The organism is Janthinobacterium violaceinigrum (genome assembly GCF_009208555.1).
GTDB lineage: Bacteria > Pseudomonadota > Gammaproteobacteria > Burkholderiales > Burkholderiaceae_D > Janthinobacterium > Janthinobacterium violaceinigrum.
Genome location: NZ_WFLI01000001.1, coordinates 135,645 through 154,485 on the forward strand (window position 1 = coordinate 135,645; position 18,841 = coordinate 154,485).

At 63.6% G+C, this 18,841-nt stretch carries 12 protein-coding genes; 3 read left to right on the top strand and 9 right to left on the bottom strand.

The annotated features are described in order from the left end of the window. Position 1: 1 nt before the first annotated feature. The 4 genes from GCN75_RS00695 to GCN75_RS00710 form a co-directional block, all read right to left on the bottom strand. Positions 2 to 586, bottom strand: coding sequence for a LysE family translocator (locus GCN75_RS00695; protein WP_152280892.1), 585 nt, complete (start codon positions 584 to 586; stop codon positions 2 to 4). A 169-nt stretch (positions 587 to 755) separates the two neighbouring features. After that, entirely contained in the window at positions 756 to 1,934 is a 1,179-nt protein-coding gene (locus GCN75_RS00700; RefSeq protein WP_152280893.1) for a DUF7832 domain-containing protein, read from the bottom strand. 115 nt (positions 1,935 to 2,049) lie between these two features. Next, complete coding sequence (locus GCN75_RS00705) at positions 2,050 to 2,571, bottom strand: demethoxyubiquinone hydroxylase family protein (protein WP_152280894.1); 522 nt, start codon at positions 2,569 to 2,571, stop codon at positions 2,050 to 2,052. 12 nt (positions 2,572 to 2,583) lie between these two features. Continuing rightward, the gene (locus GCN75_RS00710) at positions 2,584 to 3,498 is read right to left on the bottom strand and encodes an alpha/beta hydrolase (protein ID WP_152281057.1); all 915 of its coding nucleotides are present in this window, start codon (positions 3,496 to 3,498) and stop codon (positions 2,584 to 2,586) included. Between the two features lie 165 nt (positions 3,499 to 3,663). Between GCN75_RS00710 and GCN75_RS00715 the strand changes: the two genes are divergently transcribed. After that, the gene (locus GCN75_RS00715) at positions 3,664 to 6,864 is read left to right on the top strand and encodes a PAS domain-containing protein (RefSeq protein WP_226940963.1); all 3,201 of its coding nucleotides are present in this window, start codon (positions 3,664 to 3,666) and stop codon (positions 6,862 to 6,864) included. Between the two features lie 23 nt (positions 6,865 to 6,887). On the opposite strand, the gene GCN75_RS00720 is transcribed toward GCN75_RS00715, so the two are convergent. From GCN75_RS00720 to GCN75_RS00735, 4 genes are read right to left on the bottom strand one after another with little or no spacing between them, the layout of a single operon-like run. Continuing rightward, complete coding sequence (locus GCN75_RS00720; protein ID WP_193317332.1) at positions 6,888 to 9,788, bottom strand: PAS domain-containing protein; 2,901 nt, start codon at positions 9,786 to 9,788, stop codon at positions 6,888 to 6,890. A gap of 7 nt (positions 9,789 to 9,795) precedes the next feature. Continuing rightward, on the bottom strand, positions 9,796 to 10,986 hold the full coding sequence (locus tag GCN75_RS00725) for a hybrid sensor histidine kinase/response regulator (protein ID WP_226940964.1): 1,191 nt from the start codon (positions 10,984 to 10,986) through the stop codon (positions 9,796 to 9,798). After that, positions 10,983 to 11,861 (bottom strand): CheR family methyltransferase, encoded by an 879-nt coding sequence (locus tag GCN75_RS00730; protein WP_152280896.1) that lies wholly within the window; start codon positions 11,859 to 11,861, stop codon positions 10,983 to 10,985. Before GCN75_RS00730 ends, GCN75_RS00725 begins: the two co-directional genes overlap by 4 nt. 28 nt (positions 11,862 to 11,889) lie before the next feature. Beyond that, complete coding sequence (locus tag GCN75_RS00735; RefSeq protein WP_152280897.1) at positions 11,890 to 15,384, bottom strand: response regulator; 3,495 nt, start codon at positions 15,382 to 15,384, stop codon at positions 11,890 to 11,892. Positions 15,385 to 15,690: 306 nt separating this feature from the next. Between GCN75_RS00735 and GCN75_RS00740 the strand changes: the two genes are divergently transcribed. Then, positions 15,691 to 16,143 (top strand): Hsp20/alpha crystallin family protein, encoded by a 453-nt coding sequence (locus tag GCN75_RS00740; protein ID WP_152280898.1) that lies wholly within the window; start codon positions 15,691 to 15,693, stop codon positions 16,141 to 16,143. An 89-nt stretch (positions 16,144 to 16,232) separates the two neighbouring features. On the opposite strand, the gene GCN75_RS00745 is transcribed toward GCN75_RS00740, so the two are convergent. Further along, on the bottom strand, positions 16,233 to 17,579 hold the full coding sequence (locus GCN75_RS00745) for an MFS transporter (RefSeq protein WP_152280899.1): 1,347 nt from the start codon (positions 17,577 to 17,579) through the stop codon (positions 16,233 to 16,235). Between the two features lie 217 nt (positions 17,580 to 17,796). Here GCN75_RS00745 and cyoA point away from each other — a divergent pair, with 217 nt between their 5' ends. Continuing rightward, the gene (cyoA, locus tag GCN75_RS00750; RefSeq protein WP_226938890.1) at positions 17,797 to 18,780 is read left to right on the top strand and encodes a ubiquinol oxidase subunit II; all 984 of its coding nucleotides are present in this window, start codon (positions 17,797 to 17,799) and stop codon (positions 18,778 to 18,780) included. Positions 18,781 to 18,841 lie beyond the last annotated feature (61 nt).

Genomic DNA, 18,841 nt, shown 5'->3' on the forward strand with positions numbered 1-18,841 from the left:
TCTAACGTAAAAACATCACGGCGAGGACCAGCAGGATGCCCCCCATCGCCAGGTTGAATATGCGCTGGTTGCGGGGCGCTTTCAGCACGCTGCGGATCGAGACGCCGAACAGCGCCCACATGGCGTTGCACGGCGTGCCCACCACGGTGCCGATCACGGACACCAGCAGCGCGCTGGCGAGCATATTGCCCTGCGAAGGCATGAAGACCGACGCCATGGTGACCGCCTTGAGCCAGCTCTTGGGGTTCAGCGCCTGAAACAGCGCGGCCTGCGCAAACGACACGGCCTTCGGTGCGCTGGCTCCCGCCACCGAGGCGCCGGCAAGCTTCCAAGCCAAAAATATCAGGTACAGCGCGCCCGCTATCCGCAGTAGCTGCTGCGCCATCGGATACGCGACGAACACGCTGCCCAGCCCCACGCACATGAGCACGGTCTGCACAAAGATGCCGGCCTGGATGCCGAGGATCACCGGCAGCGCACCGCGATAGCCGAAATTGGCGCCGGTGGTGGCCAGCATGACGTTGTTCGGTCCGGGCGTGGCGGACATGACAAAGCAATAGCTCATCAGGGGCAGGAGTTCGGTCATGGTCGGCAGTCGCAGCGTGGAAAGGCCTCCAGTCTAGAAGCGCGGCGCGGCAGGGACAAGGCACAAGGCGCCGCGTACAGGCACATGCTGTATCAGTCGAACGACTGCTACAAGCGGCCAGGGATCAATCTGCTCCCATCTTCAATCTGGCGCGCGTCCGCCCGGAAAGTCAGGCATTTTGCGGCAGACTCAGGCCGCTTTGGAACGCCAGCTTGATATCCGTTTCATGCGAGTAGGCGGAATATTCCCAAACTTCCCCTGCTTGCAGCTTGTTGAATGTCCCAATGATATTGCGCCGCCACGGGGATGGTCTGGAAGCAACATAGCCAGTGAAAAAAAGCTGCGCCTGTTCCTGGGTCCCGAAGCACAACATGAATGACAAAGGGGTAGCCGTTGGCTCGCAAATGGCGGAAAAACCGCCCCCATGCGACGCAAGATGTTCCAGCGCCCGCGGACGATCGGCGAACAGGGAGAAAAGCGGCAGGCTGCGTTCGGTGAGCAACTGGCCCATCTCCTCAATCGAGGAGCGCGCGGACAAGCCCGCCACCTGCCAGACTATGGCGCTGGCATCCTTGTCGGGCCGACGCAAGCCGCCGAACAGGATGCCGCCAGCGTAGCCTGCACCGGTTCCTCTCTCCGCAAGCCACCTCTTGAGCGCTTTGCTGGCGATGGAGAGGTCGACCGTCATGCGAACATCGCTGCGGGAATTATAGCGTTCGGGCTCGAAGGACACCTCGAAAACGGTGTCCTTGTCGGCCGCCGTCTTCTTCCAGACGGTTCCTGCCTTGTTCGGTTTAAAGCCATGCGGCACGAGAAACTTCCCGACTTCCTGGCATGCCTGGAGAAACTGGGCTTTGGGATCGCGCTGACGGTTGGCGGGATCGGCCGACCACGCTTGCCATTGGCCGTAGCGCTGGTCGAGGGTGGGTTTCAGCAGATCGAATTTCTCCCAGGTATTCTGGACGTGATAGACGCTGGGATACTCGAAGCCATGTTCGGCGGCGTGACGGTTGAATACATCACAATAGTCTTGCAGAAAGCTGCCATGCTGTTGGGCGAATGCCGACTTTTTATCGTAATAGTCAACGGTGAAAGCATTGCCCTGATCGTTGAGATCCTCTTCCCATAGCTTGCCATCGCAAGCATCGATCAGAAATTGAAGTCCGGTCATTTCCCGGCGTGCCAGGCGCTTGAGCTCCTCGGGGGAATCCGTGCGGTGAAAAGCGCTCGCCATGTCCTGGTTCAGCAACCAGGCCAGGAACATGCCGATAGGGATGCCGCCATTCTCTTCCGGCAAGTCATCGGGATAGTTTTCGCCAGAATGCCAATCAATCCTGTCATACGCCATTGTATATGCCTATAAAAATATCGAAATCATAACTTTGAGTCGCTCCAGCGATGAATATGCCTCTGCCCCGTCGCCACGACGACATGCAAACACCAGGTACTCGACATCTTTTGGCTTACAGGCGCATTCCCAGCCAGATCACCGATTCCGTGGCGCCGGACACTACGGCGCTCAGCATGCGTCCGAACATGCCACTGTCTTGCGTGCGGATGGATGCCTGGTCGTGATGTTCCTGTTCGTCCCTGAGTATCGCTGTAATGGCGCCGCTTGCGTCATCGTCGTCGCTCAGCATGGCGAGCTGGTGGCGCAGATGCCGCAGGACCACGCGTTCGACGGCCACGGTCGTCAGCGAGATCGCGCGCGCGCCGCACAGCCCCGTAACGATGCCCAGCACGTAGCCTCCAGTTGCACACAGGTAATAGCTGCGGCAGCGCGGCAAGCCACGGCGCTCGAGAACGTCGTGAAATATCGTCCTGTGTTCCCGTTCATGCACCCTGATGGCGCGCAGTTCCTGTACGAGATGACTTGCCGTCCAACGTGCCATGAAGATCTGGCCCGTATAAATGCCGATGGCACCTTGCTCTCCCGCATGGTTCACCTTCATTGCCCGGTTCGAAAACTGCGTCTTCGCATCCATCGATCGCCTGCCTTATCGGCTCTTGCCGTCCGTCATCCCCAGCATCTGCCGAAGCACCGGCAAAATCATCATCCACGCATTCGACGTGGCCGCAATCTCGTCGTAATGGCTGGCGCCCGGCAAGATCAGCACTTCCGCATGGTCGCCGGCCTTGATTGCCTTGGTCGCGTAATCGTGCGCGACGCGGGGCGGGGAGATGGTGTCGAGCTCGCCTGTGATCAGTACGGTGCGGCTGCCGTTGGGGATCAGCTCGGCCGCATTGGTGTCGCTGTAGATGTCGGGGCGCTCTGTGCTGGCGCTGCCTGCCAATTGCGCGATGTCGCGCTCGCAGCTGGTCCTGATCAACTCTTTTTCATGGCGCAGGTCGGCCAGGCCGCCCAGGCTGATAATATTTTTCACGGGCAGGAACTTGTCGCGGTACAGGGGGCTCGTCTTCGGCAGTTTTTCCCGCCCTGCAATCCATTGCACCAGCTGGCCCCCGGCCGAATGGCCCATGGCCACGATGCGGTCCACGTCCAGCTGGTACTGGGGCGCGTGCTGTTGCAGGCTGTCCAGCGCCGCGTGCATGTCTTCGTACGTGCCCGGGTAGCCACCGCCCGGCTCGTCCACGCGCCGGTATTCCACATTCCACACGGCGATGCCTTGCGCCACCAGGGCGCCGGCCACGTTGCGCATCTGCCTGATGCCGCCGAAGGCTACCGTCCAGCAGCCGCCATGCACGAGCACGACGACGGGGAACGGTCCGCTGCCTTCGGGGCGGAACAGCTGCGCGTATTGCGACGGCGCGGGACCATAGGCGAGCTGCGCCGTGGGGGCGGGGCCGTTCAGGGCCAGGTAGTCGTCCAGGCTCATGGGAGCGGCGACGGCGCCGTGGGTAGCGGCAAGCAGGGCGGTGGCGATCAGGGAGGAGGGCAGGGACGTGGGCATCATAGGTTACGCTTGAGAAGAGAACAACACTGTAGCATAGGGCCGTCCGCCTGCCTGCCTGCCTGCCTGCGTCCGGCCCGGGCATAAAACACTGAGCTGTTTTCCTCCTTCAACAGGGGTGCCCCATGGTATATTCCGGGCATCAGTTTTCCCCTTATCGACACGGTGCACGCAAACAACATTCTTTCATTGCTGGACGCCGAGCATGGTGCGCTGGGCAGTATCGCGGCAGGCGCGGACCTGGCCCATGCATTGGAGCATTTGTTGCTGGCGCTGCAAGACCTGGCCGAGGGCGGCGCGCATGCCTGCCTCGTGCTCATCGACGAGGCCGACCGCTTTTGCGGTTTGTCCGCGCCCAGCCTGCCGCAAGACCTGTGCCTGGCCTTGCGCCACGGCGGCGAACAGCCTTCGCCGTTCGGCACGGCGGCCTTTTCCGGCGCGCCCGTATATTGCGGCGACATCACGCGCGACGTGAACTGGAGTGCGGGACGCAAGGAAGCCATGCTGCACGGCTACCGCGCCTGCTGGGTCGCCCCCGTGTTTGGCGCCAAGGGACATATACTGGGCGTGCTGGGCCTGTTTTTCCAGGCGCCATGCCATCCCACCCAGCCTGAAATCGAACTGCTGGCGCTGGCCGCGCGCGTGTCCGCGCATGTCATCGAGCGGGGCCAGCTGGAAAGAGCCCTGCACGACAGCCGCGAACATTTTCATTACGCCATCGAACTCAACACGCAAGTGCTGTGGACGGCCGATATCGACGGCAAGCTCGATTACGTGGCCCAGCGCTGGCGCGAATGGACCGGTTGCAGCGGCCTGGGCACCAACTGGCTGGACGCCATCCACCCCGACGACGTGCGCCATTCCCTGGCGGCCTGGAGCGAGGCGGTGGGCAGCGGCCAGCCTTTCGATGCGGAAATGCGGGTGCGCTGGCAGAACGGCTTGTACCGCTGGGTGCATTCGCGCGCCTACTGCCGGCTCGACGAGCGGGGCCAGGCCGTGAAATGGTATGGCTCGTGCGAGGATATCGACGAGCACTGGCAGGCGCGCAATGCCTTGCTCGACAGCGAGGCGCAGTTCCGTTCGCTCGCTTCGACCATGCCCAACCAGGCCTGGCTCGCGCATGGCAGCGGCGCCACCTACTGGGTCAACGAACAGGTGTGCGAGTACACGGGGCAATCGATGAAGTCCCTCGTGTCGAGCGGTTTTCGCAACTGCGTGCATCCGGACGACGTGCAGGCCACGCAGAAAAGCTGGGAACGGGCCGTCGCCACGGCCAGCGCCTACGAATACGAATTCCGCATGCGCCGCGCCAGCGACGGCGCCTACCGCTGGTTCCTGGCCCGCGCCTTGCCCCTGTTCGATGAGGCGGGCAAGGTGCTGCGCTGGGTGGGCACGAACACGGACGTGCAGGAACAGAAGAACGTGCTGGAAAAGATGGCCTACCTGAATTCCTCGCTGGAAGTGGAAATGGCCAACCGCACGGCCGACCGCGACCGCATGTGGCGGCTGTCGACCGATATCATGCTGGTGGCGGACCTGGCCGGCATGATCATCGCCGTCAATCCCGCCTGGAGCCAGATCCTGGACCGGCCGGAAATCGAATCGCTGGGCATGGATTTCATCAGTCTCGTGCATCCCGATGACCGCATGGCCGCCTTGAAGGACTTGTCGCGGCTGGCCCATGGCGCGCCCACCTTGCGCATGGAAAACCGCTACCGGCGCCGCGACGGGGGCTACCGCTGGATTTCCTGGACGGCCGTGCCGGCGCAAAAGCTGATCCACGCCATCGGCCGCGACGTCACCGATGAAAAAGAGGCGCGGCTGGCGCTGGTGCGCAGCGAACAGGCGCTGCTGCAGGCGCAGAAGCTGGAATCGATCGGCAAGCTGACGGGCGGCGTGGCCCACGATTTCAATAACGTGCTGCAAATCATTTCCGGCAATTTGCAGTTGCTGAAACTGACGGTGGCCGACAATCCGCAGGCGGCCAAGCGCCTCGATTCGGCAGCCTCGGCCGTGGAGCGGGGCGCCAAGCTGTCGTCGCAACTGCTGGCCTTTGCGCGGCGCCAACCGTTGAAGCCGCTGGTGACGGACCTGGGCCGTCTGCTGCGCCGCATGCATGAGCTGATCCGCCGCGCCCTGGGCGAGGCGGTTTCCGAGGAAACCTTCATCAGCGAAGGCTTGTGGCATACCCTGGTCGACCCGAACCAGATGGAAAACGTGCTGCTCAACATGGCCATCAATGCGCGCGACGCGATGGAAGGAGGCGGGCGCCTGACTTTTACCTTGAGCAATGTCACGCTCGATGCCGCCTACGCCAGCCTGCATGCCGACGTGCTGGAGGGGCAATACGTGCTGCTGACCATCACCGACACGGGCCACGGCATGGAGCGCGACGTGATCGACCAGATTTTCGAACCGTTCTTCACCACCAAGCGCGAAGGCGAGGGCACGGGCCTGGGCCTGTCCATGGCCTACGGCTTCATCCGCCAGAGCGCGGGCCACATCAAGGTGCACAGCGCACCGGGCGCGGGCACGACCTTCAAGATCTATCTGCCCCGTTCGCTGGAAAAACTGGCCGAGCCGCCACCGGGCCTGTCCGGCCCCGTGCTGGGCGGCAGCGAGACCATCCTCGTGGTGGAAGACGATGCGCCCGTGCAGCACACGGTGGTCGACATGCTGCGCGGCCTCGGCTACGACGTGCTGCATGCGGACGACGGCGCCTCGGCGCTGGCCCTGCTGGGCACGGGCGTGGCCATTGACCTGCTGTTTACGGACGTGGTGATGCCCGGTCCCGTCAGCAGCAAGGAGCTGGCGCAGCAGGCCAGGCTGCTGCTGCCGGAGCTGGCCGTCTTGTTTACTTCGGGGTATACGCACAACGCCATCATGCAGGGCGGACGCCTGGACCCGGGCGTGGAACTGCTGAGCAAACCTTACCGGCGCGAAGACCTGGCGCGGCGCGTGCGCCATTTGCTGGCCGATCGCCGCCTGGTGGGCGCGCCCGACCCGTCCGGGCGGCGCATCCTGCTGGTGGAAGACAATGACGACGCGCGCGAAATGACGACCGAGATGCTCAATATGCTGGGCCACACCGTGCACGGCGTGGCCAGCGCCGAGGAAGCGTTGCCATTGCTGGCCATGCCGGGCCTGGACGTGCTGGTGACGGACATCAGCCTGCCCACCATGTCGGGCCTGGAACTGGCGCGCCACGCGCGTGCCCACTGGCCCCAGCTGGACGTGGTGTTTGCTTCCGGGCATGACTGGGGCGCCAGCCTGATGCAGGACCCCAGCGCGCGCTTCCTGCGCAAGCCGTTTGGACTGGAGGAGCTGGCCGGCGCACTGAAGGCGCGCCGGCTGGAAGTCTATTAGGCAGCTTGGGCAGCTTAGGCCGGTTACGCCGGCGGGCCGGCGGGCGCCAGCAGTGCTTGCTGCAGTTGCTCGACGGTAAATGGCTTGACGAGGAAGCGCGCGGCCGGGTCCAGCACGCCGGAATTGGCGGGCGCATGGCCGGTGGAAAACACCACTTCCAGCTGCGGCCGCTCGCGGGCCGCCAGTTCGGCCAGCTCGACGCCGGACATGTGCGGCAGGCTGATATCGGTGAGCAGCAGTTCCAGTCCCGGCGTGCCCAGCAGGGGCAAGGCTTCCTCGGCCGTGCCGACGGCTTGCACCGTGTGTCCCAGCATGGCCAGCAGTTCGCTGGTCATGGCGCGCGCGTCCGCATTGTCTTCCACCAGCAGGATGTGGCGCATGCCGGGTTGCAGCCCCGGCGCGGGCGGCTGCGGCGCCAGCTGCGCGCGGTACTGGTGCAGGGCCGTCACGTGGCGGCCATTGGCCAGCAGGTGGCGGATGCGCCGCGCCAGGTCTTCGCGCCGGTACGGTTTGCTCAACAATTCCACGCCCGGTTCCAGTCGCCCGCCCTGCATGATGGCGTCCTGCGTGTAGCCCGACGTAAACAAGACGGCCAGCTGCGGCAGCAGCATGCGGGCCTGGCGCGCCAGCGCCGTGCTGGCCACCTTGCCCGGCATCACCACATCCGTGAACAGCAGGTCGATGGCCACGCCGCTGCCCACGATGGCCAGCGCGCTTTCGCCATCGCTGGCGCGCAGCACGGCGTAGCCGAGGCCGCGCAGCATGTCCACCACCGTCGTCTGCACCTGCACGTCGTCTTCCACGACGAGGATGGTTTCCTTGCCGCCCAGTACGGGGCCGCCCAGCTGCAGCGGCAGTTCCGTTTCCGCTTCTAGCGAGCGCGGCAGGTAGATGCGGAAGGTGCTGCCATGGCCTGGCACGCTGTCCACCGTCAGGTGGCCGCCGCTCTGGCGCAGGAAACCGTACGCCATGCTCAGGCCGAGGCCCGTGCCTTCGCCTTCCTTCTTTGTCGTGAAGAATGGTTCGAAAATCTTGTCCAGCAGGTCGGCGGGAATGCCCGTGCCCGTATCCGACACGGCCAGCTGCACGTAGTCGCCGGGCGCCACGTCCGCATGGCGCGCCGCGTAGTCGCTGCCCAGCACGCTGTTACTGAGCTCGATGGTCAGCTGGCCCTGGCCATCCATGGCGTCGCGCGCATTGATGGCCAGGTTGAGGATGACGTTTTCCAGCTGGTGCGGGTCGACCAGGGCGCGCCAGCAGTCGTCGGCCAGCAGCAAGCGCGTCTCGATGGTTTCCCCCGTGGCGCGCCGCAGCAGTTCTTCCGTCGAGCGCAGCAGGTGCGCCAGATCCGTCACCAGCGGTTTCAACGGCTGGCGCCGGGCAAACGCCAGCAGCTGGGCCGACAGCTTGGCGCCCCGTTCCACGGCGGCCGAGGCGCTGGCGATGCGCTTGGCGGCCAGCGGGTCGTCGTTCAGGTTCAGCTGCAGCAGTTGCAGATTGCCCGAGATAATTTGCAGGACGTTATTGAAATCATGGGCCACGCCGCCCGTCAGCTTGCCCAGCGCTTCGAGCTTTTGCGATTGCAGCAGAGCCATCTCGCTGTGGCGCAGCGATTCTTGCATGCGGCGCAAGGTGCTTTCCGCTTCTTTTTCCAGGGTGATGTGGCGCCCCGTGGCGAACACCAGGTCGCCTTCGGGCGCTGCCGACCACGACAGCCAGCGGTGGCCGCCCTCGCGGTGGCGGTAGCGGTTTTCAAAGCTGGGCATGGCTTCGTGCGTCACTTGCGCCAGCGCCTGGCGCGTGGCGGCGGCATCTTCGGGCAGCACGAAGTCGAAGATGCTGCGGCCCAGCATTTCCTCGGGCAGCCAGCCCAGGATGGCGCTGGCGGCCGGGTTGACGGCGGCAAAGCAGCCGTCGGCATCGATGGCCACCATCAAGTCTTGCGCGCTGCGCCACAGGCGCTCGCGCTCGCTGTTGCGCGCGGCCAGGTCCGCTTCCAGTTTCTTTTCCACGGTGATGTCGCGCGCGCTGCAATACACCTTGTCGCCCTCGGGCACGGCCACCCACGACAGCCAGTGCCATCCGCCCAGCTTGTGGCGGTAGCGGTTTTCAAAGCGCAGCGCGGGCTGGCCCTGGTTGGCCGCATCCCAGGCCGCATAGGTGCGCGGCAAGTCTTCCGGGTGGACCAGTTCGAGGAATTTCGTCGTGCGGATTTCCTCCGCCGACCAGCCCAGGGTGGCTTGCCAGGCGGGGTTCGAGTGTTCGAAATAGCCGTCGAGGTTGAGCACGCCCAGCAAATCGGGGCTGACGTTCCAGGTGCGGCCGAATTCGCGCGTGCGTTCGGCCACTTGCGTTTCCATGCTGGCACTGAGGGCGCGCAGGCGCGATTCCGCCTGGGCCCGCAAAATGGTGGACCAGACCCGTTCCGACACTTGCACGGCCAGTTCGATCTCGTCCGCATGCCACAGGCGCGCGGCGCGGCTGTGCACGACGAACAGGGCCGCCAGCTGGCCATCCTTGGCGATGGGAATGTTCAGGAAGGCGCGGATGTCCAGGCGCGCAAACGTGGCCAGCGCGGCCGGCATGGCCGTGCGTGGGTCGTTCATCACGTCGCTGACGGCCAGTGCCTGGCCCGCAGACAGCGTATCGGCCAGGCGGGCGGCATAATCGCCGAGGAAATATTCGCCGGCGGCGCCCGGCGCCAGGCCGTCGCTCCATGCATGCTGGAGGGTGGGGCATTGCAGGGCCTGGGCAATGTCGAAGCAGGCCACTTGCTGGGCGCCCAGGCGCTGCCCCAGCAGCTGCGCCGACAGGGACAGGATCTCGCCCGTGTCTTGCAGCAGGCGCAGCCGGCGTTCCAGTTGCAGCAGAAAGGCCACGCCGCTGGTGCCGGCATGGCTGCGGGAGACAGGAGTGCTGGTCATGGCGGCCTCAGCTGCCGGCCAGCGGCAGGGTGACGCTGAACAGGGCGCCATTGCCGGGCTGGCTTTGCAGGGTGATGGCGCCGCCGTGCGCATCGACCAGCTGCTTGGTGATGAACAGGCCCAGGCCCAGGCCGCCCGTGCGGTCCTGGTGCATGACGCGCTCGAAGGCGTCGAAGATGCGTTCCTGGTCGCGCGCGTTGATGCCGATGCCATGGTCGCGCACTTCGATGACGGCGCTGTTCTGCGTGTGCGCCAGGCTGATTTCCACGGGCTGGCCCTGGCCGTAGCGCACGGCATTGCTGATCAGGTTGACGACGATCTGCTCGACGCGGAAGGCATCCCAGAAACCCTGGATGGGCTCGAAAGCCAGCACTTCCAGCACGCTGCCCGTGGCGGCCGCGTACGGCCCCAGGTCGTCGGCCACGCGGCGCACCAGGCACGTCAGGTCGACGGCTTCGCGGCGGATCGACAGCTTGCCGCTGGTGATGCGCGAGACGTCGAGCATGTCGTCGATCAGGCGCACCATACTGCGGATTTGCCGCCCGTCGCGCGCCACCATCTTGTTCAGCTTATCCGGCTCGAAAGCGGCCAGGTTGCCCCGTTCGAGGTTGACGGTGCGCATCTGCGTTTCCAGGAACAGCGTGTTCAGGGGCGTGCGCAGCTCGTGCGCCACCATGGACATGAATTCGTCGCGCAGGCGCAGCGAGCGCTGCAGTTCCGCCTGGGTGGCGCGCAACTCTTTCAACAGCGCTTCCTGCTGCTGGCGGCTGTGTTCCAGCGCCTGCACCTGGCGCCGCGTCTCGCTGCGTTGCTGGTACAGGGCAACGAAGACGTTGACCTTGCTTTGCACGGCATTGATGTCGAGCGGCTTGTGCAGGAAGTCAACGGCGCCGCTTTCATAGCCCTGGAAGGCAAAATTCATTTCCTTGCCGGCCGCCGTGACGAAGACGATGGGGATGTGGCGCGTTTTTTCCGTGCCGCGCATCAATTGTGCCAATTCAAAACCATCCATCTCCGGCATTTGCACGTCGAGGATGGCCAGCGCGAAATCGTGTTCCAGCAGCAGGGCCAGCGCTTCTTCGCCCGACGACGCCTGGTAGACGCTGCGGTCGCTTTCGCGTATCAGCGCATTGAGCGCGCGCAGGTTTTCCGGCAAATCGTCGACGATCAGCAGTTTGGTGCTTGTTTCATTCATCATGTTTCATTCCTGGCATGGCTTTGCCGTCCAGCGTAGTGGGAAGCGGCGTGCGACGGCGCACGCTTGCGGTAGAGCTTTTCGGGACCCGGCAATGGCTCGAAGTCGGCGGCAAAGCGGGTAAAGTGCGTGCTTTCCTTGCTGCCCAAACCCAGGAAACCCCGGTGGCACAGCGAGTCGTGGAACAGGCCCAGGGCCCGCTCCTGCAAGGTTTTATTGAAGTAAATCAGGACATTGCGACAGCAAATCAATTGCGTTTCAATAAAAACGCTGTCCGTGGACAGGCTGTGGTCGGCAAAGTTGATCCTGTCGAGCAGGCGCTGCTGGAAACGCGCCGTCGCATGCTCGACCGTGTAGTAGTCGGCCAGCTGGCCCAGGCCGCCCGCGGCCAGGTAGCTGTCGCTGTAATCGGCCATGCGGTGCAGCGGATACACGCCGCGCGCGGCCGTGGCCAGCGCTTGCGGATTGATGTCGGTGGCATAAATCGTGCTGCGTTCGAGCACGCCTTCCTCGTGCAGCACGATGGCCAGCGACAACGCTTCCTCGCCCGTGCAGCAGCCGGCCACCCAGATCGTCGGCGATGGGTAGGTCTTCAGCACGGGCACCACGTGGTCGCGCAGGGCGAGAAAAAAAGCGGGGTCGCGGAACATTTGCGTGACGGGCACGGTCAAAATCTGCAGCAGCCCGCCAAAGGCGGCGGCATCGGCCAGCACCAGTTGCTGCAGCGCTGCCAGGTCTGCGCAGTGGAAGCGATCGAGCGCGTGATTGAGGCGGCGCCGCTGCGAGGGCAGCGAATAGTCGCGAAAATCATAGCTGTAGCGCTGATACAGCGCTTCCATCAGCGCGTGCAGTTGCGCGTCCGTATAGCGCTGGGACATCAGCGCCGCTCCCTGACATGGCGTGCCATCACATGCGTTCCATCTTCGGCATCCACACGCGCAGCAGCGAATACAGGCGGTCCAGGTCGATCGGCTTGGCCAGGTAGTCGGACGCGCCCGCCTGCAGGCATTCTTCCTGGTCATTCTTCATGGCCTTGGCCGTGATGGCGATGATGGGCAGCTTGTTGTAGCGGCCGTCTGCGCGGATCAGGCGCGTCGCTTCCAGGCCATCCATGCCCGGCATCATGACATCCATCAATACGAGGTCGATATCGTCCACGCTGTTGAGCTTGCTGATGGCTTCGAAGCCGTTGCGGCCGATTTCCACCACCACGCCTTTTTGTTCCAGCGCATTCGTCAGGGCAAAGATATTGCGCACGTCGTCGTCCACCAGCAGGATCTTGCGGCCTTCGAACACGCGCTCGCGGCTGCGCACCTGCTGCAGCATGCCCTGGCGCTCGCTCGACAGTTCCGATTCCACCTTGTGCAGGAAGAGGGTGACTTCGTCCAGCAGGCGCTCGGGCGAGCGGGCGCCCTTGATGATGATGGAGCGCGAATACTTCATCAGGTCCGCTTCTTCCTCGCGGCTCAGGTTGCGGCCCGTGTAGACGATGACGGGCGGGAACGAGCACAGCTCTTCATGCTCCATGCGCTCGAGCAATTCGTTGCCCTCGATGTCGGGCAGCTTGAGGTCGATGATCATGCAGTCGAAAATCTGCGTCTTGAGCAATTCCAGCGCCTGTTCGCCCAGCGCCACGGCCGTGATTTCCACGTCGTCGTCGCTGATCAGGTGCACCACGCTTTCGCGCTGGCGTTCGTCATCCTCGACCAGCAGGATGCGCTTCATCTTTTGCGTGAACTTCGATTCGAGCTTGCGGAACACTTCCTTCAGCTGCTCGCGCGTGCGCGGCTTGGTGGCGTAGCCGATGGCGCCCAGCTGCATGGCTTCCTGCATCTGGTCGTTGCCGGACACGATGTGCACGGGAATGTGGCGCGTCAGCGGGTTTTCCTTGAGTTGCTGCAAGACCAGCAAGCCCGGGCGGTCCGGCAAGCCCATGTCGAGCAGGATGGCGTCGGGCAGGAACTCTTCCGCCAGGCGCAAGCCTTCGTCGGCGCCATGCGCCACCAGGCAGCGGTATTGCATTTCATGCGCGAGGTCGAACAGGATGCCCGCAAACGACGGCTCATCCTCGATCACCAGCACGGAACGCTGGCCCGTCTTGCCCGCTGGCGTGCTGTCGCGGTCGTCCTGGAAGGTGGGCAGGGGCACGGGCTTGACGGCGGGCGCCGCCTTGGTTGCGGCGGCGGCGGCCGGCTTCGCGGTCGGCTGCGGCGCGGATGGCGCCGACACGGCTGCCGGCGCGGCTTCCGGCGCGCGCTCGGGCATGCTGTGCGGCAGCACCAGGGTGAACGTGCTGCCCTGGCCGGCCGTGCTGGCCAGTTCGATGCTGCCGCCCAGCAAGGCGGCCAGGTCGCGCGAGATCGACAAGCCCAGGCCCGTGCCGCCATAGCGGCGGCTGGTGGTGCCGTCGGCCTGGTGGAAGGCGTCGAAAATCTTCTGCTGCTGGTCGTCGGCGATGCCGATGCCGGAATCCTGCACCTGGAAACGCACCTGGCCGGCCGCATCGGTACTCACGTGCAGCGATACCGTGCCCGCATCCGTAAACTTGATGGCGTTGGACAGCAGGTTCTTCAGGATCTGCTCGAGGCGCTGGCGGTCGCTGACGAAGGACGGCGGGGCGTCGGGCGCCACCTTGACGTCAAAGCCCAGTTTCTTTTGCTGCGCCTGGGCGCCGAACAGCATCTTCATGCTGCTGAGCAGCTCGTCGAAAGGCACGGCTTCCGGGTTCAGTTCCAGCTTGCCCGCCTCGACCTTGGAAATGTCGAGGATATCGTTGATCAGGGTCAGTAGATCGTTGCCGGCCGAATAAATGGTTTGCGCAAACGTCACTTGTTCCGGCGTCAGGTTGCCGCTGGTGTTGTCCGACAGCAGCTTGGACAGGATAAGCGAGCTGTTCAGCGGCGTGCGCAGCTCGTGCGACATATTTGCCAGGAATTCGGACTTGTAGCGGCTGGCCCGCTGCAGCTCTTCGGCGCGCGCTTCCAGCTGGGCGTGGGCCTGGCCGATGGCCATGTTTTTCTGGTCCAGCGACAGCGCCTGCACGGCCAGCTGCTCGTTCGATTGCTCCAGCGCCGCCTTTTGCTCTTCCAGGTGGGCTTGCGACTGTTCCAGCACGCGCGACTGTTCGCCCAGTTCTTCATTGGCCGTCCGCAGCTCTTCCTGCTGCACTTCCAGTTCCTCGTTCAGTTGCTGGGTTTCTTCCAGCACGTTTTGCAGGCGCTGGCGGTACAGGGCCGCTTCCAGCGAGGTGCCGACATTTGCTGCAATCAGATTCAGCCATTCCTTCGCGCGTTCGCTGACGGGATGCGTGAAGCCCAGTTCGATGACGCCGTTGACGACGCCTTCATTGTTGACGGGCGCCAGGACCAGTTCCAGCGGCGCGCCATGGCCCAGGCCGGACGTCACGGTCAGATAGTCCTGCGGCAACTGCTTGATGTGCTTGAGGCGCTTCTCGCGCGCCGTCTCGCCCACCAGGCCTTCGCCCAGCTTGAAGACCTGCTTGTCCTTCACGCCCTGTTCGTTGAAGCCGTACACGGCCGTGCGGCGCAGGCTGCCATCGTCGTCGACGACGTACAGGGTGGCCACGGCCACTTCCAGGCGGTGGGCCAGGAAGTCCAGCACATGCCGTCCCAGTTGCGGCAAGCCCAGCTGGCCGCTCGTGTGGGCCGCCAGTTCCGTCTGGCCCGTGCGCAGCCACGCCTGCTCCTGCAGCACGTCGTTGTCCTTGCCGCGCTGCTCGAGCGCATCGTTGTAGATGTCGGACAGGCGCAGCAGCTCGCGCCGGCCCAGGTAGGCCAGCAGGCCCGACAATCCCAGGCTGAGGACGAGGAATACCAGCACGGCCAGCATGGTGCGGCTCTCGGCCGTATCGGCCCGCTCCTGGCGCAGCCGCTGTTCCATGGACAGGAAGGTGAGGAATTCGCGGCGGATTTCGTCAAACTCCAGCTTGCCTTCGCCCTGGCGCACGCGCGCGAGGAATTCCTGGTTGCTGCGGCGCTGGGCGATCACGGCTTCGGCGTACTCCATCCACTGGCCTTGCAGCGCGCGGATGCGGCGCAGGCGGTCGACCTGGATGGGGCTGTCGGATACCAGGTCCAGCAGGGTATTCATTTCCACGGCGATCTTTGCCTTGCCCGATTTATATGGCGCCAAGAACGTTTCATCGCCCGTCAGCAAGTAGCCGCGCATGCCCGTCTCCAGGTCGACGGACAATTTCATGACTTCATTCGCATTGCCGATCACCCGTTCGGAATGCTCGACCGAGCGCAGGGCCGAGAGCAGGTAGGCGATCAGGCCGACGAAGACGAGGGCCGTGACGACCCCGATGACCAGTGGCAAGGTAACGTTGCGGGCCAGGATGCGGCGAAAGCTGAAGGAGTCGATCGGGGTCTTGGTATTCATCATGTCCGTGTAAGGCTGTCGCGAAAAAGTCAATTTTAATTGAAATGCAAGATTTCTGGTGGTCAAGCATAGCGTGCGCTAGCATAACAGCCTTGGGGGGAATTGCGGACCCGCACGCCGATGCAATGCGTGACAGCGCACGGATGCTCATCCAGGAAAATCAAGCGGGTCACGATTGAGGCAGATCAAAGAGATTGGCCGTTCGCGCCCTAAGATGCAGGAGGTGGTGGCGTCCGTGCGCCAAGCGCAAGATGCTGGGGCATGGAGGCTACCGTGTGCAAGCCAGCCCATGCAGGAGGACACATCATGGCCAACCATCTGATCCGCCGCGATCCGCAGCACCCGCTGGGGCGTTTCGACCCTTTCAGCGACATGGAAGAATTCATGCACGACTTTTTTGCGCCCGTATTGCACGTGCGCGATGTAGGCAATGGACGCATGCGTGTCGATATTTCCGAGACCGAGCAAACCTATCTGGTCCAGGCGGACCTTCCCGGTGTCAGCAAAGACGACATCAAGGTGTCGATCGACGGCAACCGGGTCTCCATCAGTGCGGAACGCAAGAATGAGCGAGAGACGCGTGACGCGGGCGGCAAGATCGTGCGCAGCGAGCGCGAGTACGGGCAACAGTACCGCAGTTTCGTGCTGCCCCAGGAGGTGGACGATGCGGGCGCCCAGGCGCGCTACCAGGATGGCGTCCTGCTGCTGGACTTGCCGAAGAAAGAGGGCACGGGCGGGCGGCAGCTGGCGATACAGTGAGCGTGGCGTCAGGTTGCACCGGCCCATGAAAAAACGCCGGACGATGCCGGCGTTTTTCAGTACTGCGCGCGCTGCGCACTATATATATGTCAGTCGCGGATTTCCAGCGCCCGGTTCAGGCTCAGCGCGGCCAGCGAGGCGACGGCGCCCGACAGCAGGTAGAAGCTGACGTAGGCGAGGCCGAAGTTGGCCGACAGGCCCAGCGCCACCAGCGGGGCAAAGCCGGCACCGACCAGCCAGGCCAGGTCGGACGTCAGGGCCGCGCCCGTGTAGCGGAAGCGGGCAGGGAAGTTGGCCGTCACGGCGCCGGCTGCCTGGCCGTAGGACAAGCCCAGCAGGCTGAAGCCCACGAGGATGAACACGTCCTGGCCCGTATTGCCGCCACCCATCAGGGTCGGCACGAAGGCGCTGAAGATGGCGATCAGCACGGCCAGCACGCCCAGGGTGGTGCGGCGGCCCACTTTATCGGCCAGCAAGCCGGAAATCACCACGCCGATGGCGGCCAGCACGGCACCGAGCATCTGGATCTGCAGGAAGTCCGGCGCGGAGCGCGTCTGGTAGACGGAAATCCACGACAGCGGGAACACGGTCACCAGGTGGAACAGCGCATAGCTGGCCAGCGCGGCCAGGGCGCCGATCAGCACGTTGCGGCCCTGGCCGCGGCTCATTTCAAACACGCTCACGGGCTGCAGTTCGCGTTCGTCGAGCAGGCGCGCATATTCATTCGTCGATACCAGGCGCAGACGGGCAAACAGGGCGACCACGTTGATGGCGAACGCCACATAGAACGGATAGCGCCAGCCCCAGTCGAGGAAGTCTTCATCCGTCAGGGTGGTCAGCATGAACCAGAACAGGCCGGCGGCGATCAGGAAGCCGGCGGGTGCGCCCAGCTGGCCCAGCATGGCGTACCAGCCCCGCTTGTTTTCCGGCGCGTTCAGGGCCAGCAGCGATGGCAGGCCATCCCATGAGCCGCCCAGCGCCACGCCCTGGCCGATGCGCAGCACGGACAGCCAGATGATGGCGGCAAAGCCCAGGTGGGAATAGGTCGGCAGGAAAGCGATGCCGGCCGTGGATACGCCCAGCAGGAAGAGGGCGAACGTCAGCTTGGCGCTGCGTCCCATGCGGCGCTGGATCTCCATGAAGATCACGGTGCCGAACGGACGGGCTATGAAGGCGAACGAGAAAATCAGGAAGGCATATAAAGTCCCTTCCAGGCGTTCTTCGAATGGGAAGAAGACGCGCGGAAACACCAGCACCGAAGCGATGGCGTAGACAAAGAAGTCAAAGTATTCGGAAGCGCGGCCGATGATCACGCCGACGGCGATCTCACCGGGGTCGATATGCGATTCGACCGTACCGGCCCCGCTTGCGTCGCGCAGGGAATGGGGGGAAAAGTCAGCGGGTACATCCCCGCTGTGTATGCGCGTGCTGGACATGATGATCGTCTCCAATATAGTTTCGAGTTCGGCCAACGCGTAACATACCCCGGGTGTCTCACGCCCGGAGTAGGACTATTCAATAGATAGTTGTAGGAAAACTCCGCAACCACCGAGTGAAAATCCGAGCAAGGGGTAGGACAAAACGTCCAATTGCCAACGCGCTCCAGTGAGAATACAGTACCATATCTTCATCCCCTGTACTGGACTTTCCTGTATGTTTTCATTAAAAGTTCGTCGCGGACTGCTTCTTTTACCTCTCGCATTGTTGGCTGGTTGCAATACGGTGGTACTGAATCCGTCCGGAGACATCGCAGTTCAGCAAGGCAATCTGATTGTCATCTCGACATTGCTGATGCTGTTGATTATCGTTCCGGTAATCGCCCTGACCCTGCTTTTCGCATGGCGCTATAGAAAAAACAACACCGCGGCCAAATACGAGCCGGACTGGGACCACTCGACTCGCCTCGAGCTGATCATCTGGGGCGCGCCCCTGCTGATCATCATCGTGCTGGGCCTGCTGACCTGGATCAGCACCCACACCCTCGATCCTTATCGTCCGCTGAGCCGTATCGACGCCAACCGTCCGATTCCTGCCAGCCACAAACCGATGATCGTCGAAGTCGTGGCCCTGGACTGGAAATGGCTGTTCATCTATCCGGAGCAAGGCATCGCTTCCGTGAATGAACTGTACGCGCCCGTCGACCGTCCGATCCGCTTCAAGATCACCGCTTCGTCCGTCATGAACTCGTTCTTCATCCCCGCACTGGCAGGTCAGATCTACGCCATGCCGGGCATGGAAACCCAGTTGAATGCCGTCATCAACAAGCCTGGCGAATACAAGGGCTTTTCCGCCAACTACAGCGGTGCCGGTTTCTCGGGCATGCGCTTCAAGTTCCACGGCGTGAACGATGCGGACTTCGACAAATGGGTGGCATCGGCACGTGCCGGTGGCGGCGCGCTGAACCGCGACGACTACCTGGAGCTGGCCAAGCCTAGCGAACGCGACCCGGTCCGCCGCTACAGCGCCGTCCCTAGCGATCTGTACAAGGCAATCCTGAACCGCACCATCGTTTCCGACGCCCTGTGCGTGACGCCGGTCGAGCCATACAAATTGACGATGGCAAATAGCCCGGTAGCGGCCGTAACGGCAGTAGTCGCTAGCGATGCAGTAGTTGAAAAGGGCGTTCAAGCCAAGTAACGACTGCATGAATCCCGCAGCGCAATGCGCTGCAGATACTGGCGCCGCTTGCCTGGCGCCT